Consider the following 21,660-nt stretch of genomic DNA (forward strand, 5'->3'; position numbering starts at 1 on the left):
CGGCCGTGTCAAGCCGCTCGGGTCAGGCTCGGCCGACGTGCGCAGTCAGGTACTCCAGGACGAGGTCGCCGACCATGCGCCGGTAGTGCGCGCGCCGGCCGGGGTCGAGGAGGTCCCGGTCGAACACGGCCTGGAAGGTGTGCCGGTTCGCGAGGCGGAAGATGCAGAACGCGCTGATCACCATGTGCACGTCGAGGGCGTCGACGTCGGCGCGGAAGAGCCCCGCCGCGTGGCCGCGCTCCAGGATGCCGCCCAGCACGTCGACGGCCGGGGCCGCGAGGCCGGGTAGGGCCTCGGACGTGCGCAGGTGCTCGGCGCGGTGGATGTTCTCGATCGCCACGAGACGGACGAAGTCGGGGTGCGACTCGTGGTGGTCGAACGTCAGCTCGGCCAGCGCCCGCATCGCGCGGGCCGGGTCGAGGTGCTCGACCTCCAGCTGGGCCTCGAGGACCCGGATGCCGGCGTAGGCGTGCTCGAGCACCGCCAGGTAGAGGCCGCGCTTGCTGCCGAAGTAGTAGTAGATCATCCGCTTGGTCGTGCGGGTGCGGGCCGCGATCTCGTCCACGCGCGCGCCGGAGAACCCGTGGTCGGCGAACTCGGTGGTGGCCACGGCCAGCAGGTCGGCACGGGTGCGGGCGGCGTCGCGGCGACGCTCGGCCACCCCCTCCTCGGCCACCCCCTCCTCGGCCACCCCTGCCTCCTCGGTCACCCCTGCCTCCTCGGTCACGGCCCCGACCCTAGGCGGCGCGGACCGCGACGGAAGCCCGAGGCGCTGGATAATGAACCATCCGGTACGTAGGCTGCGCGCCGTGAGACTCGTCGCCGACCCCGACACCGTGCACGTCGGCCTCATCGGTGCGGGCATCGGCCCGTCGCTCTCCCCCGCGCTGCACGAGCGCGAGGCGCGCGCTCTCGGGCTGGCGTACCGCTACACGCTCGTGGACCTCGACGTGCGGGGCCTGGGCCCCGCCGACGTCGGCGACCTCCTCGTCGAGGCCCGCGACGCCGGGCTGCGGGGCGTCAACGTCACCCATCCCGTCAAGCAGCGGATCCTGCCCCACCTCGACGCGCTGTCCCCCGACGCCGCGGCGATCGGGGCGGTCAACACGGTGGTGTTCGACGGGCACCGCAGCCTGGGCCACAACACCGACTGGTCGGGCTTCGCCGCGGCCCTGCGGACGGGCCTGCCCGGGGCCGCGCTCGGACGGGTCGCCGTGCTCGGTGCCGGTGGTGCCGGCGCCGCCGCGGCCCACGCGCTGCTCACCGCCGGGGCCGGCGCCGTCGACGTCCTCGATGTCGACGCCGGCCGGGCCCGCGGGCTCGTCGCCCGGCTCGACGCGACCTTCGGCCCCGGCCGCGCGCACGCCGCCGCGGCCGACGCCATCGGCGACGTCCTGGCCTCCGCCGACGGCCTGGTCCACGCCACCCCGACCGGCATGGCCGACCACCCCGGCCTGCCCGTCCCGGCCACGGTGCTGCACCCGCGCCTGTGGATCGCCGAGATCGTCTACCGCCCGCTGCGGACCGCCCTGCTGGACGCCGCGGCCGGGATCGGCTGCCCGACGCTCGACGGCGGCCTGATGGCGGTGCACCAGGCCGCCGACGCTTTGCACCTGTTCACCGGGCTGGCGCCCGACACCACCCGGATGCGACGCCACCTGCACGAGCTCGTCGGTGAACCCCCCCCCCCCCCCCCCCGGGAGGACCACCGTGCCGGCTGACCCCCGCACCGCCGTCGCCACGGTCTGCCTGTCCGGCGCCCTGGAGGACAAGCTGGCCGCCGCCGCCACGGCGGGCTTCGACGGCGTCGAGATCTTCGAGCCCGACCTCGTCGCGTCGCCCATGTCGCCGGGCGAGGTCCGGCTGCGCTGCGCCGACCTGGGCCTGTCGATCGACCTCTACCAGCCGTTCCGCGACCTCGACTCCACCGACGACGACCGCCTCGCCGCGAACCACCGTCGCGCCGAGCACAAGTTCGACGTCATGCGCGCGCTGGGCACCGACACCGTGCTCGTGTGCTCCTCGGTGGCCCCCGACGCCGTCGCGGACCCCGACCGGCTCGCCGGCCAGCTGCACGGCCTGGCCGACCGGGCCGCCGAGCGCGGCCTGCGCCTGGCCTACGAGGCGCTCGCCTGGGGCCGGCACGTCGACACGTGGGAGGCGTCCTGGGACGTCGTCCGGCGGGCCGACCACCCGGCGCTGGGACTCTGCCTCGACAGCTTCCACGTCCTCTCCCGCACGTCCGAGATCGACGGGATCGCCGGGATCCCCGGCGAGAAGATCTTCTTCCTCCAGCTCGCCGACGCCCCGGTGCTCTCGATGGACGTGCTGCAGTGGAGCCGCCACCACCGGCTGTTCCCCGGCCAGGGCGGCTTCGACCTGCCGCGCTTCCTCGCCGCGGTCCTGGACGCCGGCTACGCGGGCCCGCTCTCGCTCGAGGTCTTCAACGACGTCTTCCGCCAGGCCGACCCCGTGCGCACCGCCGTGGACGGGCACCGCTCCCTGCTCGCGCTCGCCGAGGCCACGGCCGCCGGCGGCGCCGGCACCGACCCGGTGGGCGGGCCCGCGCCCGCGGTCGAGGGCACGGCGTTCGTCGAGATCGCCACCGGGGGCGAGGACCCCGCGCTCGACGACGCGCTCACCGCCCTGGGCTTCGTTCGCACCGGGCAGCACCTCACCAAGCCCGTCGACCGCTGGGAGCAGGGCCGCGCCCGCATCCTGGTCAACCGCACCGAGGGCCCCTCCGCGGCGATCAGCGCGCTCGCGGTCGAGTCGGCGGACCCACCGGCGGCGGCCCGGCGCGCGGCCCGGCTCGGGGCGCCCCGCCTCGCCCGCGCGCACGGTCCCGCCGAGGCCGACCTCCCCGCCGTCGCCGCCCCCGACGGCACCGCGCTGTTCTTCTGCCGACCCGGTGTCGACGCGGACTGGAGCGGCGACTTCCGGGCCACCGGGAGCACGGCCGGGGGCCTGGGCATCACCGGCGTGGACCACGTGGGGCTCGCCCAGCCCTTCGACCACTTCGACGAGGCGACCCTGTTCTACCGCGCGGTCCTCGGGCTGCAGCCCGGCAGCGCCGGCGAGTTCGCGGCCCCGTTCGGCCTCGTGCGCAGCCGCGCCCTCGCCGATCCCGCCCGGCGCGTCCGCCTGGCCCTCACGGTCTCGCTGCTGCGTCGCGGCGAGTGGGCCCCCGGCATCCCGGAGCCGCAGTACATCGCGCTCGCCGTCGACGACGTCGTGGCCGCCGCCCGCGCCGCGCGGGCGGCCGGGGCGCCCCTGCTCGGCATCCCGGACAACTACTACGACGACCTCGCCGCGCGCGTCGACCTGCCCCCCGACCGGCTCGCGGCGTACCGCGAGCTCGGCGTCCTGCACGACCAGGGCCCGGGCGGCGCCTACCTGCAGGTCTGCACCGAGGTCCTCGCGGGGCGCATCTTCGTCGCCCTCGTCGAGCGGGTGGGCGACGACGACGGGTACGGCTGGACCGACACCCCGGTGCGCATGAGCGCCCACCGCCGGCAGCGCCTCGCGCGCCGGGCGCTCACCCCCGGATGAGACGACCCTCGCGCCCCCGGGTCGTCGGGGTGATCAGGCGCCGGGTCGACCGGCGGAAGGCCCAGAAGGCGACGACCGCGGCCACGAGGGTCATCGGCGTGCCCATCACGACCTTCGCGATCGCGAGCCCGCCGGTCGAGTCGATGCCGTAGAGCCACTGCGTCACCACGAAGCGGGCGCCGAACACGGCCGCGGCGGCCAGCGTCGCGACGTCGTGGGCGCGCCGGGCCGGTCGGTCCTGCCGCCACGCGTGGCCACCCCCGTGCAGGGCGTTCCACGCGAGACCGGTCAGCGGCCGGCGGACGACGACCGACGCCGTGGTGGCGACGAGGCCGACCAGGGCGGCCACGATGCCGACGAGGAAGAAGTTGCTGGCCGAGCCGGTCCAGACCGCGATCCCGCTCGCGATCGCGACGCCGAACACGCCGCCGAGCACCGTCGACGTGGGCTCCCCGCGCACCCGGAAGATCGCGGCCTGCACCAGGGCGACGGCGAGGGCGATGCCCGCCGCCGCGAGCAGCGGGACCACGACGATCGCGACGGCGAACACCACCTGCGGGATCGCCGCGCCCAGCACGCCTCACGGCCAGCCGACGCGCTCGAGCAGCGTCATGGGCCGGTCCCCGGGGCCCGGGACGGGCACCTCGTCGGTCGGGGTCGCGTCGACGTCCCCGGCAACGGCCCCGGGGTGCGACGGACACTGCGGCATCGGCGCTCTCATGGCGGTCCTCCGTCGTCGGAGCGGGCCCGGACGAGCTCGCTGCCCCCGACGAGACGCCGTGCCGCCGCGGCACACTCAACCGCTCGCGCGCGTGAGCGCCGTCACCCCCCGAGCGGGGTGGGTCTCACGGGGCCGCCCCGTCGGCGCGGTGGACGTGGACGAGCGCGACGTCGTCGTCGTGGACACCGCCGGTGAGGCTCGCGACGAGGTCGTCGCAGGCCGCGGCGGTGACCGGGCGGGGCAGCGCGGCGACCGCCTCGAGCAGCCACTCGATGCCCTGGGTGAGGTCGCGGGTGCGGCTCTCGACGAGCCCGTCGGTGTAGAGGAGGAGGTCGGCCCCGGGCGGGAACCCCGCGCTGCGCTCGGAGAACGCTCGGCCGACGCCGAGCGGCTGCGCCATGGCCTCCCCGAGCTGCTCGATCGTGCCGTCGGCGCGGCGCAGCACGGCCGGCAGGTGCCCGGCGTTGGCGTAGACGAGCCCCTCGTCCGGCCGGAGCACGGCGTAGAAGCAGGTGACGAAGGTCGGCTCGGCGAAGGTCTCGAGCAGCGCCGAGACGTAGCGCAGCACGTCCGAGGGCGCCAGGCCGAGCACGGCGTACGCGCGGATCGCGGTGCGGACCTGGCCCATGATCGTGGCGGCGGTGACCCCGTGCCCGACCACGTCGCCGATGACGATCGCGGTGCCGCCGCCGTCGAGGGGGATGACGTCGAACCAGTCGCCGCCGATCTTGTGCCCGGTGGCCGCCGGCAGGTAGCGGGTGACGACGTCCAGTCCCGGCACGGCGGGCGCCTCGGGCAGCATGCTGCGCGAGAGCTCGCGGGTGAAGTTCCGCTCGCGCTCGTAGAGCTGGGCGTTGTCCAGCGCGATGGCCGAGTAGCCGGCGATGCCCTCGGCCAGGTACTCGTGCCGGCTCGTGAACCGCGCGCGCCCGGGGTGGCCGAAGAAGAACCCGCCGAGCACCTCGCCGCTGGTCGGGCTGATCACCGAGACCGCGAGGTAGCTGCTCACGGGCAGGTGTCCCTCGGGCATCCCGCGGTACGGGGCGTTGCGGCCGAAGCGCGGGTCGGCGGTGATGTCGTCGCTGCGGACGGTGCCCTCGCCGTCGAACGTCGGCGCGAACACCAGGGTGTTGCGCGGCATCGGGAAGCGGGAGAAGGCCTCCCGGGGCACCCCGGAGAGCGTGTAGAGGGTGTACGACTCGCCGAACTGGTTGATCAGGTTGTAGAAGAAGGCGCCGAACGCCGCCCCGACGGCCGTGGTCGCCGCGTCGGTGGCCTCCTGCACGAGCTGGTCGATGTCGAGCTGCGCGGTCAGCCGCCGGCCCACGGACTGCAGGGCGTCGATCACGGCGGCCTCGGCGCGCAGCGCCGCGAGGGCGCTGCGCAGCCCGTCGGTGGCGGTGACCACCGCCTCGGCCGCGACCAGGTGGGTGCGGTCCACCGGGACCCGGGTGACCAGAGCCGTCGCGCCGCCGGGGTCCTCACGGTCGACGACGACGAGTCCGGCCGTCGCCCCGGGGACCAGCACGGCGAGCTGCGCGTCGTCGGGGACCAGGACACCCGAGCCCCCCGCGGCGGGCAGGCCGGCGAGCCGCTCCGGGCCGAGTGCCACCCGCTCGACGGGCACCCGCTCCCCGTCCGGTGCGGTGAACACCCCGGCGAGCGCGGTCAGCAGGGCGTCCGCGTCGGGCCCCGGGCCGTCGGTGCCGGGCGGCGGCGCGGTCATCCCGGCCTCATCCGGCGGCGAGGGCGTCGGCGAGGGTCGCGTGGATCGCGAGCTCGTCGGTGAGGCGGGTCAGCTCCAGCGGACGCAGGACGAGCCGCCCGGTGGCCACGACGCGGACCGGTATCTCGCCCCCGAGCTGCCGGTGGGTGCGGACGAGCTCGGCCATCCCGGAGGAGGCCAGGAACGTCACGGCCGTCAGGTCGAGCACCAGCAGGGCCGGACGCAGCCGCGCGGCCCGCTCGACGGACCGACGCACCGTCGGTGCGAGCGCGAGGTCGAGGGCCCCGGACACCGCCAGGACGATGCCCTCGGGCACCTCGTCGAGGGCCACCGAGCCCGCAGGCTCGTCCTCGAACGGGTCCCCGTCCACCGATCCGCGCCCGGTCATGACGTCATCCTCCCGTGAAGTGTCGACGCGTCGACACCGGCTCCGGCCGAGGGGACCCGGCCGCGCCCGAGGTGACGATGTGCACCTTTCCCGCGACCTGGTGTGCACCTCGGGCCGCGGTGGCGCACGGTGACCCACGGACTCGACCGGCGGACGTGACCGGCAGACGTCACCAGCGGAGACAGGAGCATCGGGTGGACGACGAGGCGATCGTGCTGGCCGCGCCGCTCGTCCGGACCGACCCGCACCGTCCCGACACCGAGACCTGGCTGGGCCGTCCGGTGCCCGAGGGCTACACGGACATGATCGACCAGGTCCGGGAGCTCCTCGACCGCCTCGCCGGGGCCGCCCCGACCGCCGAGGTCGTGCGGTCCACGACGACGACCGTCGCGGAGCTGGGCGCCGCGCTGGCCGCGTACGAGGTCGGCGAGCCCGACCAGCTGTCCGGACGGCTCGGGTCCGCGCCCGGACGGGCGCAGGTGGCCGGTCCGGCGCTGCACGTGGACGAGGTCGACGACGAGCGGATGACCGGGCGGGTCCGGTTCGGCCGGCACTTCCTGGGCAGCAACGGCGTCGTCCACGGGGGCGCGATCCCCTACCTGTTCGACGACCTGCTCGGCCGGCTCGCCCTCGGCGGGGGACGCCCGCGCTCCCGGACCGCCTACCTGCACGTCGACTACCGCTCCGTCGCCCCGATCGACACCGAGCTGCGCGTCGCGGCCTTCTTCGACCGCGAGGAAGGACGCAAGCACTTCCTGCGCGGCACGCTCCACGACGGCGACCGCCTGTGCGCGGAGGCCACGGCCCTCTTCGTCGCGCTCACTCCGGGTCAGACCTGACCCACCCCACGTCGGCGCGGACGCTCCCGGAGACGTAGAACGCGGGCGCCGTCACCGACGTCCCGCACGACGGGCAGCGCCGACGCTCGCGGCGTCCACCGTCGACCAGGAAGCCCGGTGGGAACCGACGGATGCGACCTCGGCACCACTCGCCCGGGCAGATCAGGTCCTGGTGCCACACCAGGTGCTCGCCGTCCCCCATGACCGCCGAGTCTCGCTGCTCCGCCAGGGGCTCCGGAGCGCCTCGGCGGCAATTACTTCCCGCATGCCGTCCCGACGATCTCGCCGCCCGTGCGACGGCTCCCCCGACTGCCCCGCCGCGGGGGCGGGGCGGCCCAGCGGTGGCGTCCACTCGCGGCGCCACCCCGGCGACCGGCGCAATTCGGTGGGGATTCCGCGCCGACCAGCACCGCCACCTCGGTCGGACTCGTTGTGCCCGGAGACCGGCCGGGTTGCAGACGGACGACCCGGACCGGCTCCTCGCACGCTCCCCCCGGTATCGGAGAAACCTGTGATCATCCTCGGCATCATCCTCATCGTCGTGGGCTACGTGGCCCCCGTCCCGAGCATCATCGCCACCATCGGCTGGATCCTCCTGGTCGTCGGCCTGATCCTCACCCTGCTCGGCGCCGTCGGGCGCCCCGTCGGGCGCAAGACCTACTTCTAGGCATTCCCGGGGACCCGCCGGCGGCCGCTCACGCGGGGCCGCCGGCGGGTCGCCCCGGGGTGAGCACGCGGTGGTGTGCCTACGGTGGTGCGGACATCCCGCACCGAGAGGACACCCATGGCGACAGCGTCCGGCTCGGTCGGGGCCCACCTGGCGACCCGGCTCGTCCAGCTCGGCGTCGGCCACCTGTTCGGCCTCCCCGGGGACTTCAACCTGGCGCTCCTCGACGAGATGCTGCCGGTGCCGGGGCTGGAGTGGGTCGGGTCGACGAACGAGCTCAACGCCTCGTACGCCGCGGACGGCTACGCGCGCGTCGGGCGCCGGGTCGGGGCGTTCGTCACCACCTACGGCGTCGGGGAGCTCTCCGCGGTCAACGGCGTCGCGGGCAGCTACGCCGAGGACGTCCCCGTCGTGCACGTCGTCGGGATGCCCTCGCGCACCGCCATGGCCGCGGGCGCCCCGCTGCACCACACCTTCCTCGACGGCGACTTCCGCCGCTTCGAGCGCGTGTTCCGCGAGGTGACCGCGGCCCAGACCGTGCTCGAGCCCCACAACGCCGTCGCCGAGATCGACCGGGTCCTGCGGGTGGCCCTCGAGACGAGCAAGCCGGTGTACATCGGGGTGCCCGCCGACGTCGCCACGGCCGCCCCGGGCGCCGGCTCGGTCGAGCCGCTGGTCGCCCCCTCCGGGGACCCCGCCGGCCTCGCGCAGTTCCGCGCCGGGCTGGCGGCGCACCTGCAGGGCAACGACGACGTCTGCGTCCTGGCCGGTCCGCGCGTGCACCGCCGCGGCCTCGAGCACGTCGTCGCCGGGCTCGCCGAGCTGCCCGGGGTCCGGGTCGCCTCGCAGTCCGGGTCGAAGGCGCTCGTCGACGAGGAGCACCGCGCCAGCCTCGGGACCTACCTCGGCGCCACCACCCGCTCCGACGCCGCCCGCGCCGCCGTCGACGACGCCCGTCTCCTGGTCATGGCCGGCACCGTCCACAGCGACTTCACGACGGGGTTCTTCACCCACCGCTACGACCGCGAGGCCGCCGTGGAGCTCGCGGTCGACCACGCCCGGATCGGGCGCGCCGTGTACCCGCGCGTTCGCCTCGAGGACTCGCTGCAGGTCCTGCACGAGCTCGTCGAGGCGGCGGGGTTCCCGCCGGCGCCCCCGGTCGAGCTCGCCCCGACCGCCCACGAGGTGCTGGGCGCGGACGACGAGCCGCTCGACCAGGCCCGCTTCTGGAGCCGGTTGCAGGGCTGGATCGCCCCCCGCACCACCCTCATCGCCGAGGCGGGCACCGCCTTCTACGGAGCGCTCGATCTCGCGCTGCCGGCCGAGTCCGACCTGCTCGGCAGCCCGGTCTGGTCGTCGATCGGCTTCACGCTGCCGGCCACGCTCGGCGCCGCGCTCGCGCGCCCCGACCGACGTCCCGTGCTCGTGATCGGCGACGGGTCGGCGCAGCTCACCGCGCAGGAGCTCGGGACGCTCTACGCCCGCGCGCCGGACGCGATCGTGCTCCTGCTCAACAACGACGGGTACACCGTCGAGCGCGCCATCCAGAGCCCGGATGCCGTCTACCAGGACATCACCGCGTGGGACTGGACCCGCCTGCCCGCCGCCCTGGGTGCCCCGGACGTCCACGCGGTGTGCGCCCGGACCGTCGGCGAGCTCCGCGCCGCCCTCGACCACGCCGGGACGCCGGGCACCGCGGCGTTCGTCGAGGTCGTCCTGCCGCCGAAGGACGCGCCCCGTCTCCTGCTCGAGCTGGCCCGGGGCCTGTCGACCACCGGCCGGGCGGCCTTCGAGACGTCCTGACCCCCAGCATCGGCCCGGCCAGCATCGGCCCGGCAAGCCTCGGATCGACGGGCCGTGGTTGCCGCTCCCGGAACGCCGCACTCTCGGGTCACACCCCCCGAGAGCCCAGGAGCGATCCCATGCCACGCACACGTCCCGACATCACCGTCCCCGACCTGACGGGCAGGCGCGCCGTCGTCACGGGGGCGAGCGACGGCGTCGGCCTCGGCATCGCCGCGCGGCTCGCCGCCGCCGGCGCCGAGGTGGTCCTGCCCGTCCGGAACCCGCGGAAGGGCGAGGCGGCGCTCGCCGCGATCGCGGGCCGGACGCCGGGTGCGGACGTCTCGCTGCGCACCCTCGACCTGTCCTCGCTCGCCTCGGTCGCCGACCTCGGCGCGACGCTGCGCGAGGAGGGGCGGCCCATCCACATCCTGATCAACAACGCCGGCGTCATGACCCCGCCGGACCGCCAGAGCACCGCCGACGGGTTCGAGCTGCAGTTCGGCACCAACCACCTCGGGCACGTCGCCCTGGTGGCCCACCTGATGCCGTTGCTGCGCGCCGGGCAGGCCCGCGTGACGTCGCAGATCAGCGTCGCCGCCCGCTCCGGCACGATCAACTGGCCGGACCTGGGCTGGGAGCGCTCCTACGACGGGATGCGCGCCTACAGCCAGTCGAAGATCGCGTTCGGGCTCTTCGGCCTCGAGCTCGACCGGCGCAGCCGGGCGAACGGCTGGGGCATCACCAGCAATCTGTCGCACCCCGGCATCGCGCCGACGAACCTGCTCTCCGCCCGCAGCGAGGTCGGCCGTGACCGCCCCACCCCGGGACGACGGGTCATCGGCGCCCTCTCCGCGCGCGGCATCCTCGTCGGCACCGTCGAGTCGGCGGGCCTCTCCGCGCTCCACGCGGCGACGTCCCCCGAGGCCCGCGGCGGGCTGTTCTACGGGCCGGGCGGACCCGGGAACCTCGGGGGCGCGCCCGCCGAGCAGAAGCTCTACCCGCCGCTGCGCAGCGCCGAGGAGGCCGAGCGTGTCTGGACGGTCTCCGAGGAGCTCGCGCGGGTGGGCCTGATGACCGGGTGACGGCGAGCGTCCTCGTCCCGCCGGGCGTCCGTGCTCAGTGTCCGACGAGACGCCGGCGGTTGCCCGACACGGACTGGTGCACGGGGGCGAGGACCTTGCCCACGAGCTGCGCGGTGTCCCGTGGCGGGTTCACGACCGCGGCGTAGCCCGCCCGGCCGAAGGCGCTCGCCTTCTCGGTGACCATCCGCTGCAGCTCACGGCGCTCCTTGGCGTTCGGGGGCCACCCGCCCAGCACGAGCTGCGCCGTCCGGTAGGAGATGACGATCGGGGTCGAGATCGTGATCTCGACCAGCTGCATCCACGGGCGCAGCCACCCCGACCCGGACGTCTTGCTCGTGGTGTTCATCCCGTCCACGGTACGGACGGGGCGCCGGGACGCTCGCCGAGCGTCCGGTCCGTGCCCGTCAGCGCGCGGACGGCGCGGGCGTCCGCGCAGGTCAGGGCGGCCGCGGCGAGGTCTCGGGCGGATTCGAGGTCGACGGCCCGGACGGCTTCCTTGACCGTGGCGGCGGCGCCCGGGGCGACGCTGAGCTCGCGGACCCCGAGGCCGATCAGGATCGGGACGGCGGCCTCGTCGCCGGCGAGCTCGCCGCAGACCGCGACGAGCACGTCGTCGCCGGCCCCGCGCACCGTGGCCGCGACCAGCGCGAGCACCCCGGGGTCGAGGGCGTCGGCGAGGGCGGCGAGCTGGTCGTTGCCGCGCTCGGCGGCGAGCGTGTACTGCGTGAGGTCGTTGGTGCCGATCGAGAAGAAGTCGACGTGGGGGGCGAACGCGGCGGCCTTGAGCGCCGCGGCCGGGACCTCGACCATGATCCCGACCCGTAGGTCTGCCGGACGCCCCCGGCCGACGGCCTCGATGGCCTCGACCAGGGCCCGGCGGGCCGCGGTGAGCTCGTCGACCGCCGCGATCATCGGGAACATGACGTCGACGGGGTGGTCGTGGGCGACCCGCACGATCGCCGTGAGCTGGTCGGCGAGGATCCGCGGGCGGGCCAGGGCCAGCCGGATGCCGCGGACCCCGAGGAACGGGTTGGCCTCGGGCGCCACGGGCAGGTAGTCCAGCGGCTTGTCGCCGCCGACGTCGAGGGTGCGCAGCGTGATCCGCCGGCCGTCCATCGCCTCCGCGATCGCGCGGTAGGACGCCTCCTGCTCGTCGACGGTCGGGGCCTCCCGCCGGTCGAGGAACCCGAACTCGGTGCGGACCAGGCCGGCGAGGTCGGCCCCGTGGGCGGCCCGGGCGTCCTCGGGCGACCCGAGGTTGGCGCCGACGAGCACCGTGGTCCCGTCGCGGGTGACGGCCGGCTCGTGCGCCCGGCGCCGCGCGTCGTCGCGGCGTCGGCCGAACGCCGCGGCCCTGTCGCGGAAGGCCGCCAGCGTGGGTTCGTCGGGGTCCGCGACGACCTCGCCGGTGCTCCCGTCCACGGCGAGGAGCGCGGCCTCGCCGGCCCGGGCGGCCAGCGCGGCACCGACCCCGACGACGGCGGGCACACCGCGGGCCCGCAGCAGGATCGCGGCGTGCGCGGTGGGGCTGCTGCCGGCGAGGACCACCGCGGGTGTGCGCGCCGGGTCGAGCGCGGCGGCGTCGGCGGGGGTCAGGTCGTCGGCGACGAGGATGCCGTCCGGCGCGCTGTCCTGCTCCTCGGCGCCGCCGAGGGCGCGCAGCACCCGGTCGCGCACGTCGCGCACGTCGGCGGCGCGGGCGCGCAGGTACTCGTCCGCGGCGGCCGCGAACCCCCGCTCCACCTCGTCGAGGGCGTCCGCCCAGGCGCGCGCGGCGTCGGCGCCGCCGTCGAGGCGGGCGGCGGCGTCGGCGAGCAGGTCGGGATCGTCGAGCAGGAGCACCTGGGCGTCGAAGATGGCGGCCTCGGCCTCGCCGATCTCGCGGGCGGCGGTGCCGCGGACGCCCTGCAGCTGGTCGCGGGCGCGGGTCCGCGCGTCGTCCAGGCGGCCGCGCTGCTCGTCCGGGGTGCCGGGCCGGGCGTCGGGGACGGTGACCGCGGCACGGTGCGCGACCCGGACGGGTCCGATCCCGATGCCGGGCGAGGCCGGGATCGGGCGGTGGTCGGTCCGGTCCTCGACGTCGACCGTGGCCGGCGGCGGGCCCGCCTCACCGAACCCGTCCTCCGCGAGCCCGAGGACCCGGCGGAGTGCCTCCGCCGCGTCGCCGCCCCGGGCCCGCACCGCGACCTCGTGGCCGTGCAGGGCCCCGAGGGTCGCGACCTTCGACAGGCTCGCCGCGGACACCTCCGGCCCGTCGAGCGTGACGTTGCGCAGCCGCACCTCGGCGTCGAGACCGTGCAGCGCCCGCACGAGCTGCGCCGCGGGCCGGGCGTGGAGCCCGTGCGGCATCGCGACGGTGAAGGACCCGCGCTCGTCGTCGCCGGACGGCGCGGTGTCGGCGGTGCCGGCGGTGTCGGCGGTGCCGCCGGGCTCGGGTGAGGACGGGCCGAGATGAGCCGTCTTGGCCTCCAGGGCGTCGCCCGCCTCGGCGGCGACGGCCGCGGCCGAGGCGCCCCCGGCCGCGCTGACCGAGGCCAGCACGAGGCCCTCGACCAGCGGGGCCGGGGTGAGCACCACGCGCTCGCGGACGTCGTCGTCGACCATCTCGAGGGCCAGCTCGGCGGAGAGCACCGCGCTGCCCATGTCCATGAGCACGACCACCCCGTCGCCCTGGTCGGCGCGGGCGACGGCCTCGCTGATGGCGATCGCGTCGGTGCCGAAGCCGCCGTCGTCGAGGCCGGCGGCGACCTCGATCGGACCACGGCCGTCCTGCAGCATCTCGCCCGCCAGCGCCACCGCCGCCTCCGCGAGGGCCCGGCTGTGGGACACGACGACGATCCCGACGGTCACGCACCCTCCGCGACGGCCTGCGCAGCCGCGGCGACCAGCAGGGCGGCCGACGTGGCGCCCGGGTCCTGGTGGCCCGCACTGCGCTCCCCGAGGTAGCTCGCGCGGCCCTTGCGGGCGACCATCGGGGTCGTCGCGTCGCGCCCGGAGTCCGCGGCCCTCGACGCGGCGTGCAGGGCGGCCGCCAGGGGCTCGCCGTCGCCCAGCGAGGCGTCGAGCGCGTCCAGGGCCGGCCCGAGCGCGTCGTAGAGGGTCTTGTCGCCGAGCTCGGTCTTGCCGCGCGCGACCAGCCCCTCGACGCCCGCCCGTAGGGCCTTGGCGAACGTCTCGGGCCCCAGGGCGGTCTCGCCGCCGACCGCCGAGGCCATGCGCAGGAACAACGTCCCGTACAGCGGCCCGCTCGTGCCGCCGACCGAGCGGATCAGCACCATGCCGGTCTGCTTGAGCAGCGCGGCGGGGTCGGCGGGCGGCGTGGCGGCGAGGCCGTCGACGACCGCGGCCATGCCACGGTGCATGTTCGCCCCGTGGTCGGCGTCGCCGATCGCGGCGTCGAGGGACGTGAGCTCCTCCTGGTGCTCGGCGACGGACGCGGCGTAGATCCGCAACCACCGCCCGAGGCCGTCGACGTCGAGACCCGCCATCACATCCCCCAGCGCAGGCCGGAGGTGGCCACCGGCGCGTCCCAGAGCCGCAGGAGCTCGTCGTCGAGCTGCGTGATGCTGACCGAGCACCCGGCCATGTCCAGGCTGGTGACATAGGGCCCGACCAGGGTGCGGACCGGGACGACGCCGGCCTTCTCCAGCAGGGCGGCGATCTCGCCGTACATGAGGTAGAGCTCGAGCAGCGGTGTCGCGCCCGTGCCGTTGACGAACACGAGCACGCCGTCCCCACCGGTGAAGTCGCGGTCCGCGAGCACGGGGTCGACCAGCATCTGGGCGATCTCGCGCGCGGGCGCGAGCGGGACACGACGCCGCCCCGGCTCGCCGTGGATGCCGATCCCGATCTCGATCTCGTCGTCGGGGAGGTCGAAGGTGGGGCTGCCCTTGGCCGGGACGGTGCAGGACGTCAGCGCCATGCCCATGCTGCGGGAGTTGTCGTTGACGCGGCGGGCCAGGTCGGCGAGCTCGGACAGGCTGCGCCCCTGCTCGGCGGCGGCGCCGACGATCTTCTCGACGGCGATGGCGGCGCCGGTCCCGCGCCGCCCGGCGGTGAAGAGGCTGTCCTCGACGGCGACGTCGTCGTTCATCACCACGGCCTCGACCGTCGTGTCGGTCTCCGCGGCGGCGAGCTCGGCGGCCATGTCGAAGTTCATGACGTCGCCGGTGTAGTTCCAGACGAGGTGCAGCACGCCGGCGCCGCCGTCGATCTTCTTGGTGGCCTCGGCCATCTGGTCGGGGACGGGCGAGGTGAAGACCTCGCCGGCGCAGACCGCGTCGAGCATCCCGGGGCCGATGAACCCGGCGTGCGCGGGCTCGTGGCCGCTGCCCCCGCCGGAGAGCAGCCCGACCTTGCCCGACACGGGCGCGTCGGCGCGGTAGATGATCCGGTTCTCGTGGTCGACACGCAGCTCGGGATGAGCGCGGTCCAGCCCGCGCAGGGACTCCGCGACGAGGTCGGCCGGGTCGTTGAGAAGCTTCTTCATGATTCGACTCCTGACGTAGAGCGCCGGGCCGACGATGGTCGTTCCGGCAGGTCCGGGCAAGGGTCCGGACGGCCGAGACGATCAGCGATCGGACCGGGCGAGCCACCACGCCACGACATCTCTCTTGGTGTAGCCGACCGGTCGCGGGACGTCACCGGATCCGGGGTCGTCCGGCGGGTCCATCGCCCGCCGCAGGCCGTCGGCCAGGCTCGCCGGGTCGCCCGGGGTCGTGAGGGTGACCAGCGGGTGCCCGCCCAGGTCGTCGGCGAGGCCCGTCTCCGTCGTCGTCACCACGCGGCAGCCGTGCGTCAGCCCCTCCACCAACGGCAGCCCGATCTGCTCGCGCCACCGCCGGAGCCGGACCGACGGCATGGCGACCACGGCGCTGGAGCGCAGGAGCTCGTGCACGACCTCCCGGGGCGGGCGCCGCCGGATCGACACCCCGGCGGGCAGCTCCGGCTCGCCCTCCCCGGCGGGGTCGCACACCACCATCCGCCAGCCCTGCCCGACCGCACCCGAGCGTTCCCAGGCCTCCATGAGCACGGGGAACCCCTTGCGTGCGCTGGGAGCGCCGAGGACCAGGACGGTGCGGTCGCGGGGCGTCCCGACCGGGGGCCCGCACACGCGGCAGGCGTCGAGCCGCGGGGTCATGACCGTGTGGCGCGCGCGGCGCAGCGACCACCCGAACGCCCGCCGGTAGTTCTCGGACGCGCCGGTCGTCCCGAACACCACCGCGTCGAGCAGCAGCAGGGACAGGCCGAGCCCGACGGTGGCGAGCCGGGTCGCCACCGCCCCCAGCACGGGCCGGCCGTCGAGGGACCGGAAGCTCAGCCGCTCGTGCGCGTCGAGGTTCTCGATGGCGTAGGTCGCGACCCGCACCCGGCGCCGACCCGGATGCACCGCGCGCAGCACCGTGACCAGGACGATCGCGCGCAGGGCCCGGACCCACTCGCCGACCCACAGCGGCTCGGCGACCTCGAGGAGCTCCAGCTCGGGGTCCCGCACGGCCCGCAGCAGCCCCGGCCAGCTGAAGGCACGCACGTCCGGATGCGCCAGCAGGGCGGGGTCGGCGTCCCCGAGCTCCGAGGTGACGAGCAGCACCTGGCCCGCCGGCATCTCCTCCACGACCGAGCTCCGCAGGTTCGGGACGATCCGCAGCGTCTGCACCGCAGCTGGTACCCCGCCGGCGCCGGAGCCATCCGGCTGTCCGAGATGACGCCGTGGGCCCTCACTGCGCTACCGTCGCCTCCTGCCCGGCCGCCGAGGACGGAGTCGCTGTGTCGCGGACGGGTTGGCTCGGGGAGCGCGGCGCAGGCCGGTGGCGGCGCGTCACCGTGGCGGCCGTGCTGCTGGCCGGCCTGGTCGTCGAGGCGGCCCACCAGATCAGCGCCGGCGCCCACGCGCCGGACCTCGCGATCGTCGACGACTGGCTGCACGCCGGGCTCATCCTCGCCTCGAGCGTCGTGTGCGTCTGGGGCGCGCGCCACCGGAGGACGAGCCCGTCCCGCCACGCGTGGTGGTGCTTCGCCGCGGCGCTGCTGCTCTTCGCCCTCGCGGAGCTCCTGTGGGGAGCGCTGTACGGCGACGGCGGCGACGTGCCCACCCCGAACCCCACGGACGTGCTCTACCTCGGCACCTACCCGCTCTTCATGGCGGGCCTCATCCTGATGGTGCGGGCCCGGGTGAGCGACATCCCCTGGCACCGCTGGCTCGACGGGTTCGTCCTGGTGCTCCTCGTCGCCACCCCCGGCGTCCTGCTCGTGATCGTCCCGGTGCTGCAGAACGCCCCGATCGACCCCGCGGGGCAGGTCGTGGCCGTCGCCTACCCCCTCGGCGACGTCCTGCTCATCGGTGCCCTGCTCGGCACGCTCCCGCTGATGTCCTGGCACCTGTACGGCAGCTGGCCGTGGGTCGGCGCCGGGCTCGTGTGCCTGACCGTCGCCGACGCCGCCTACAGCCTCACCGCCGCCGACGTCCTCGCCCACCGCGGCCCCTACGACTTCCTCTGGAGCGCCGGCGCGCTCGCGTTCGCCGTCGGCGCCACCAGGCTGCCCGGCCAGCCCCGAGCGTCGCGGGAGATCACCGGCTGGCCCGCGATCGCCCTGCCCCTGTTCGCCCAGGCGGTGGCCGTCGCCACCCAGGTCTACGGGTGGTTCCGGCCGCTGCCGCCCGCCGAGCGGCTGCTGACCATCGCCGTGCTGGTCCTCGGTATCGCCCAGATCATCGTCTCCCGGCCCCGACCGTCCCCCGGGGGCGCTCCACGCACGTGACCGTTCCCGGGGTGTCAGCTCACCCCGGACCGCTCACGTGCGCGGAGCGGACCTCGTGCCACCGCAGCGGTCGCGACCCCGACCAGGATCGGCAGGAGCGCGTCGAGGGGCAGGAAGACGAGGAGGATCAGGACCACGGCCAGCGGGCGGCGCAGGACCACCGTGGCGGCCGCGCCGGCACCGGCGGCCACGGCGACCGTCACCGGTGCCGCGGGGACCAGGGCCACGACGACGAGTCCCGCCGCCACCCCGGAGAACACCGACGGGAAGATCTCCCCGCCGAACCAGCCGGTGGCCAGGCACGCCACCGTGGCCACGACCTTCACCGCGGCGAGGACGAGCAGACCCCCGGCCGTGGTCCGCGGGAGGTCCGCGACCAGCGCCTCCACGCCCTGCTCGCCGGAGAACAGGCTGAGCGGGACGACCACCCCGCACACCGCGAGGACCGCGCCCCCGAGCGTCGCCCGCAGCACGGTCCACGGCACCGCGCGGGTCACGAGCGCCCGTCCCCGTCGCAGTCCGAGCACCATCACCAGGCCCGCGAGCACCCCGAGCACCGCCGCCGGCACCGACCACCCGAGCGCCGCCGCGACCTCGCCGGCGGACCCGAGCGGCACCTCGGGCACGTCGAAGCGGATCCCGCCGCCGCCGGGCAGCACGAGCAGGAACGCCACGAAGCCGACGGCGCCCGCGACGAGCCAGGCGCCCAGCAGACGGACCGCCTCGCTCGGTCGGCCGCTGCGCTCCAGGGGGAGCACCACCGCACCGAGGGGGCCGCCGAGCAGCCCGGAGAGCGCGCCGGCCGCGGAGAACGACGCGGCCTCGCTGCGGGTGAGCCGGAGGATCCGCGCCATCCGCTCCCCCAGGCCCGTGGCCAGCGCGATCAGCGTCGCCTCCGGCCCCAGCGATCCGCCGGCGACCAGGGACACCGCTCCGAGGGCGGTCGTCCGCAGCAGCCACCGCACCTTCGGCGGCGGCGGGGCGTCGTCGCCCAGCGCCCGGTCCAGCGCGACGAGGGTGTCGTCGAGATCGTGGGGGGTGTCCCGCTCGTGACGGCGCCGCAGGATGCCGACGACCACCCCTGCGAGAACGCAGACCAGCGCCGTCCCGAGCCACGCCGGGCCCGGCAGACGCGACGAGGTGCCGTCCCAGAGCAGGTCGGTGAGGAGACGCACGAGCAGCACGAACACCGCGGCCATCGCGCCCACGACCGCCCCGAAGAGGGCCGCGAGGGCGTAGGTGCGGGCGGCTGCCCGTCCGACCGGCACGCCGAGCATCCTGGCCCGGGGAGCCGTCCCGCGCGCGTCGTCAGGCGGCCTCGACCTTCGGCATGATGTCGTTCTTGATGCGCTTGAGGTCGTCGAGCGTCTTCGCCACCGGCACGTCGGTGAAGGGCGGCCAGATCAGCGGCATCGTCAGGCCGGCCTCCTTGTAGGCCTTGAGCCGGTCGGTGAGCTGCTTCTCCGTGCCCACCAGCAGGTTCGACGGGACGCCGTTGTCGCTCTGGTCGGTCTCCTCGTCGGTGATGACCGTCCAGATCATGCTGCAGATCTCGAGGTCCTTCGAGCGCTTCGAGCTCCCGATCTCCTCGAACTGCTGGTCGATGGCCGTGAGCCACTTCCCGAGGCTGTCCGGCGAGTCCTGGATGCCGATGAACCCGTCGAGGTCGTACTTCGAGATGCGCTTCGCCGCCCGCAGCGGGTCCTTGAGCCCGCTCATGAAGATCGGCGGGCGCGGCTGCTGCAGGGGCTTCGCGCCGAAGCCGCAGCGGTCGAAGTCGGCGAACTCGCCGTGGTACTCGAAGTGCTCGTTGCCCCAGATGCCCTGCAGCACCTCGATCGTCTCGCGCACGTGCTTGTGCCGCTTCGGGAAGATGTGCGCGGCGCTCGCGGCCGCGAACTCCTCGGGCATCCACCCGGCCCCGAGACCGACGTTCAGGCGGCCTCCGGAGAGGTGGTCGATGGTCGCGAGCTCCGCGGCGAGCACCCCGGGCGCGCGGAACGGGGTGTCGATGATGCTCATCCCGATCCGCACCGTCGACGTCTTCGCCGCGAGCCACGGGATCAGCGGGAAGCCCTGGAAGAAGCCTCCCGTCGAGGCCACGGGGAGGGCGTTGGGGAGCCCGTCCATCATGCCGAACGAGTACTGGAGCTCCCCGCGGTCCGAGGCCTCCGGGACGACGATCCGGTCCAGCGTCCAGACGGAGTCGAACTCGAGCTCCTCGGCGAGGGCGGTCAGGTCCTCGAGCTCCTTGATGGTGACCTCGGTACGGAAGTTCGGCAGGTAGAGAGCGAGCTTCATCGGGGACGGTCTCCTTGCCCTCGGAGCGACGTGCGTCACAGTGGCCGACGCTGACGCTCCCGCACCTCCTGATCCAGGGCAAGGGTTGCGTCCAACCGGAGCACCTCCCGCGACACCGGCCCGGCTGGCATGATCCGCACTCCGATGACCACGACCTCCCGCCGTCCCGGGACCTTCGCCGAGCTCTGGCTGCGCGCCGTCGACCGGCACGCCGACCGCCCGTTCCTCGTGTTCCGCAGCGAGGACGGCGAGATCGACACGTGGACCTACGCCGAGTTCGACGGCCTCGTCCGCGACACCATGGCGCTGCTCGCGGCCCACGGCGTCGGCCGCGGGGACGCGGTGCACCTGTGCCTGCGCAACTGCCCCGGGTTCATCGCCCTCTGGCTCGCCACGACGGAGCTCGGGGCCTGGATGGTGCCCGTCGACCCGGCGTCGACGAGCCGCGACATCGAGACCCAGGTCGCCCGCGTGCGTCCGAAGATGGGCTTCTACGCGAGAGCACGGAAGGACACCTACCTCGCCGGCACGGAGGGCGCGGCGCTGCGGAGCATCGCCCTCGAGGAGACCGCCGCGGACGTGCGTCCGGGCGGACGCCTGCGGGCCGGGGACGGCCGGACGGCCGAGGTGGAGGCGGTGGCGCCGGACACCCGGCTCGCCGTCATGTTCACCTCCGGCACGACGTCACAGCCCAAGGGCGTCGTGCTGACCCAGGCCAACTACCGCCACGTCGCCGCGGGCATGGCGGACGCCGCGGACCTCGGTGCCGAGGACCGGTGGCTGGTCACCCTGCCGCTGTTCCACGCGAACGCGCAGTTCTACTGCTTCGCCCCGGCGATCGAGGTCGGCGCCTCCGTCGCCCTGACCGCGACGTTCTCGGCGAGCCGGTGGGTCGCCACGGCGACCGAGGTCGCCGCCACCCACGCCAGCCTGTTCGCCGCGCCCGTGCGCATGATCCTGGCGCGGACCCCGGAGGGCACCCCGCCCGCCCGGCTGCGCCACGTCTGGTTCGCCCAGAGCCTGGGCCGGGACCACCACCGCGAGTTCTCCGAGCTCGTCGGCACCCTGCCGCGCCAGGTGTACGGGATGACCGAGACGACCACGGTCGTCACCGCCGACCGCGGCGACCCGCCGAGCCACGAGCTGATCGGGGAGCCGGTGCCCGGCCGCCGGGTCCGCCTCGTCGACCCGTCCACCCATGCCGACGTCGAGCCCGGCACGCCCGGGATGATCATCGTGGCGGGCGAGCGTGGCGTCGACCTGTTCCCGGAGTACCTCGACGACCCCGCGGTCACCGACCGCACGTTCACCACCGATGCCGACGGCGTCACCTGGCTGGTCACCGGCGACCTCGCGGTGCAGGTCGACAGCCCGTCGTCCGGCCTAGGCGCGCTGCGGTTCGTCGGTCGCGCCGACGACGTCATCAAGGTCGCCGGGGAGAACGTCAGCCTGACCGAGATCGAGGCGGTCCTCGCCCAGGCGCCGGGCGTGCTCGAGGTCGCCGTCGTCGCCCGCGCCGACGCGCTCCGCGACCAGGTGCCCGTCGCCTACGTCGTCGCCCGCGACCCGGACAACGCCCCCACCGTCGACGAGCTCGCCGCCTGGGCCGCCGGTCAGCTCACGCCGCAGGCCCGGCCGCGCGAGTGGCACCTCATCGACAGCCTCCCCCGCACCAGCGTCGGCAAGGTGCGCCGCTTCAAGATCGGCACCGACGACGCCTAATGGGGCTCGCTGGGCCGGGTCTGCCAGGCTCGGCTGCGGTAGCGGCCGGCGGGTCAGCACTCGCGACGCCAGGGCGATGGTCAGCTCTACGCTCAGATCGTGCGCCCGCCGGTCGTGA

20 protein-coding genes are annotated in these 21,660 nt (G+C 75.3%); 8 read left to right on the forward strand and 12 right to left on the reverse strand.

Annotation, left to right across the window (positions count from 1 at the left end; all coding sequences use genetic code 11):
- Positions 1-22: 22 nt before the first annotated feature.
- On the reverse strand, positions 23-709 hold the full coding sequence (locus PH191_RS21795; RefSeq protein WP_274196726.1) for a TetR/AcrR family transcriptional regulator: 687 nt from the start codon (positions 707-709) through the stop codon (positions 23-25).
- 100 nt (positions 710-809) lie between these two features.
- On the opposite strand from PH191_RS21795, the gene PH191_RS21800 reads away from it, so the two are divergent.
- Positions 810-1,721, forward strand: coding sequence for a shikimate dehydrogenase (locus PH191_RS21800; RefSeq protein WP_274196727.1), 912 nt, complete (start codon positions 810-812; stop codon positions 1,719-1,721).
- Positions 1,711-3,552, forward strand: a complete 1,842-nt coding sequence (locus PH191_RS21805; protein ID WP_274196728.1) for a sugar phosphate isomerase/epimerase and 4-hydroxyphenylpyruvate domain-containing protein — start codon at positions 1,711-1,713, stop codon at positions 3,550-3,552. Before PH191_RS21800 ends, PH191_RS21805 begins: the two co-directional genes overlap by 11 nt.
- Here PH191_RS21805 and PH191_RS21810 read toward each other — a convergent pair.
- The 4 genes from PH191_RS21810 to PH191_RS21825 form a co-directional block, all read right to left on the reverse strand.
- Positions 3,539-4,129, reverse strand: coding sequence for a DUF3159 domain-containing protein (locus tag PH191_RS21810; protein ID WP_274196729.1), 591 nt, complete (start codon positions 4,127-4,129; stop codon positions 3,539-3,541). The two genes, PH191_RS21805 and PH191_RS21810, sit on opposite strands and share 14 nt — an antisense overlap.
- 3 nt (positions 4,130-4,132) lie before the next feature.
- On the reverse strand, positions 4,133-4,261 hold the full coding sequence (locus PH191_RS21815) for a hypothetical protein (protein WP_274196730.1): 129 nt from the start codon (positions 4,259-4,261) through the stop codon (positions 4,133-4,135).
- 136 nt (positions 4,262-4,397) lie between these two features.
- Positions 4,398-5,999, reverse strand: coding sequence for a PP2C family protein-serine/threonine phosphatase (locus PH191_RS21820; RefSeq protein ID WP_274196731.1), 1,602 nt, complete (start codon positions 5,997-5,999; stop codon positions 4,398-4,400).
- A 7-nt stretch (positions 6,000-6,006) separates the two neighbouring features.
- Entirely contained in the window at positions 6,007-6,387 is a 381-nt protein-coding gene (locus tag PH191_RS21825) for an STAS domain-containing protein (RefSeq protein ID WP_274196732.1), read from the reverse strand.
- Between the two features lie 194 nt (positions 6,388-6,581).
- On the opposite strand from PH191_RS21825, the gene PH191_RS21830 reads away from it, so the two are divergent.
- From PH191_RS21830 to PH191_RS21845, 4 genes are all read left to right on the forward strand, one after another.
- Entirely contained in the window at positions 6,582-7,226 is a 645-nt protein-coding gene (locus PH191_RS21830; protein WP_274196733.1) for a PaaI family thioesterase, read from the forward strand.
- A gap of 511 nt (positions 7,227-7,737) precedes the next feature.
- Positions 7,738-7,893: a DUF6131 family protein gene (locus tag PH191_RS21835; RefSeq protein WP_274191524.1), complete on the forward strand. Its 156-nt coding sequence runs from the start codon at positions 7,738-7,740 to the stop codon at positions 7,891-7,893.
- 117 nt (positions 7,894-8,010) lie between these two features.
- Complete coding sequence (locus PH191_RS21840) at positions 8,011-9,696, forward strand: alpha-keto acid decarboxylase family protein (RefSeq protein WP_274196734.1); 1,686 nt, start codon at positions 8,011-8,013, stop codon at positions 9,694-9,696.
- A 119-nt stretch (positions 9,697-9,815) separates the two neighbouring features.
- Positions 9,816-10,760: an SDR family oxidoreductase gene (locus PH191_RS21845; protein ID WP_274196735.1), complete on the forward strand. Its 945-nt coding sequence runs from the start codon at positions 9,816-9,818 to the stop codon at positions 10,758-10,760.
- Between the two features lie 34 nt (positions 10,761-10,794).
- Here PH191_RS21845 and PH191_RS21850 read toward each other — a convergent pair whose 3' ends face one another.
- From PH191_RS21850 to PH191_RS21870, 5 genes are all read right to left on the reverse strand, one after another.
- Entirely contained in the window at positions 10,795-11,106 is a 312-nt protein-coding gene (locus PH191_RS21850; protein ID WP_274196736.1) for a hypothetical protein, read from the reverse strand.
- Positions 11,103-13,610, reverse strand: a complete 2,508-nt coding sequence (gene ptsP, locus PH191_RS21855; protein WP_274196737.1) for a phosphoenolpyruvate--protein phosphotransferase — start codon at positions 13,608-13,610, stop codon at positions 11,103-11,105. Before ptsP ends, PH191_RS21850 begins: the two co-directional genes overlap by 4 nt.
- Positions 13,607-14,248 (reverse strand): dihydroxyacetone kinase subunit DhaL, encoded by a 642-nt coding sequence (gene dhaL, locus PH191_RS21860; protein ID WP_274196738.1) that lies wholly within the window; start codon positions 14,246-14,248, stop codon positions 13,607-13,609. The genes ptsP and dhaL overlap by 4 nt, the downstream gene beginning before the upstream one ends.
- Positions 14,248-15,249: a dihydroxyacetone kinase subunit DhaK gene (gene dhaK, locus PH191_RS21865; protein ID WP_274196739.1), complete on the reverse strand. Its 1,002-nt coding sequence runs from the start codon at positions 15,247-15,249 to the stop codon at positions 14,248-14,250. The genes dhaL and dhaK overlap by 1 nt, the downstream gene beginning before the upstream one ends.
- 81 nt (positions 15,250-15,330) lie before the next feature.
- Positions 15,331-16,416: a glycosyltransferase gene (locus tag PH191_RS21870; protein WP_274196740.1), complete on the reverse strand. Its 1,086-nt coding sequence runs from the start codon at positions 16,414-16,416 to the stop codon at positions 15,331-15,333.
- Between the two features lie 110 nt (positions 16,417-16,526).
- Between PH191_RS21870 and PH191_RS21875 the strand changes: the two genes are divergently transcribed.
- Positions 16,527-17,519: a hypothetical protein gene (locus tag PH191_RS21875; protein WP_274196741.1), complete on the forward strand. Its 993-nt coding sequence runs from the start codon at positions 16,527-16,529 to the stop codon at positions 17,517-17,519.
- Between the two features lie 14 nt (positions 17,520-17,533).
- Here PH191_RS21875 and PH191_RS21880 read toward each other — a convergent pair whose 3' ends face one another.
- Together PH191_RS21880 and PH191_RS21885 are read right to left on the reverse strand one after the other, a co-directional pair.
- Entirely contained in the window at positions 17,534-18,787 is a 1,254-nt protein-coding gene (locus PH191_RS21880; RefSeq protein WP_274196742.1) for a chloride channel protein, read from the reverse strand.
- A gap of 40 nt (positions 18,788-18,827) precedes the next feature.
- Positions 18,828-19,820 carry an LLM class flavin-dependent oxidoreductase gene (locus PH191_RS21885; protein ID WP_274196743.1) on the reverse strand — a complete coding sequence of 331 codons (993 nt, stop codon included), beginning with the start codon at positions 19,818-19,820 and terminating at the stop codon, positions 18,828-18,830.
- Positions 19,821-19,964: 144 nt separating this feature from the next.
- Between PH191_RS21885 and PH191_RS21890 the strand changes: the two genes are divergently transcribed.
- Positions 19,965-21,542 carry a class I adenylate-forming enzyme family protein gene (locus PH191_RS21890; protein ID WP_274196744.1) on the forward strand — a complete coding sequence of 526 codons (1,578 nt, stop codon included), beginning with the start codon at positions 19,965-19,967 and terminating at the stop codon, positions 21,540-21,542.
- The last annotated feature ends 118 nt before the right edge of the window (positions 21,543-21,660 follow it).

The sequence above is a fragment of the Actinomycetospora callitridis genome (assembly GCF_028737265.1).
Taxonomy (GTDB): Bacteria; Actinomycetota; Actinomycetes; order Mycobacteriales; family Pseudonocardiaceae; genus Actinomycetospora; species Actinomycetospora callitridis.

Bases quoted from the DNA above. Each gene is read 5' to 3' on its own strand.
- dhaK (WP_274196739.1), bottom strand. From the start codon at position 15,249: ATGAAGAAGCTTCTCAACGACCCGGCCGACCTCGTCGCGGAGTCCCTG.
- dhaL (WP_274196738.1), bottom strand. From the start codon at position 14,248: ATGGCGGGTCTCGACGTCGACGGCCTCGGGCGGTGGTTGCGGATCTAC.
- PH191_RS21890 (WP_274196744.1), top strand. From the start codon at position 19,965: ATGACCACGACCTCCCGCCGTCCCGGGACCTTCGCCGAGCTCTGGCTG.
- PH191_RS21885 (WP_274196743.1), bottom strand. From the start codon at position 19,820: ATGAAGCTCGCTCTCTACCTGCCGAACTTCCGTACCGAGGTCACCATC.
- PH191_RS21850 (WP_274196736.1), bottom strand. From the start codon at position 11,106: ATGAACACCACGAGCAAGACGTCCGGGTCGGGGTGGCTGCGCCCGTGG.
- PH191_RS21845 (WP_274196735.1), top strand. From the start codon at position 9,816: ATGCCACGCACACGTCCCGACATCACCGTCCCCGACCTGACGGGCAGG.
- PH191_RS21820 (WP_274196731.1), bottom strand. From the start codon at position 5,999: ATGACCGCGCCGCCGCCCGGCACCGACGGCCCGGGGCCCGACGCGGAC.
- PH191_RS21815 (WP_274196730.1), bottom strand. From the start codon at position 4,261: ATGCCGCAGTGTCCGTCGCACCCCGGGGCCGTTGCCGGGGACGTCGAC.
- PH191_RS21825 (WP_274196732.1), bottom strand. From the start codon at position 6,387: ATGACCGGGCGCGGATCGGTGGACGGGGACCCGTTCGAGGACGAGCCT.
- PH191_RS21840 (WP_274196734.1), top strand. From the start codon at position 8,011: ATGGCGACAGCGTCCGGCTCGGTCGGGGCCCACCTGGCGACCCGGCTC.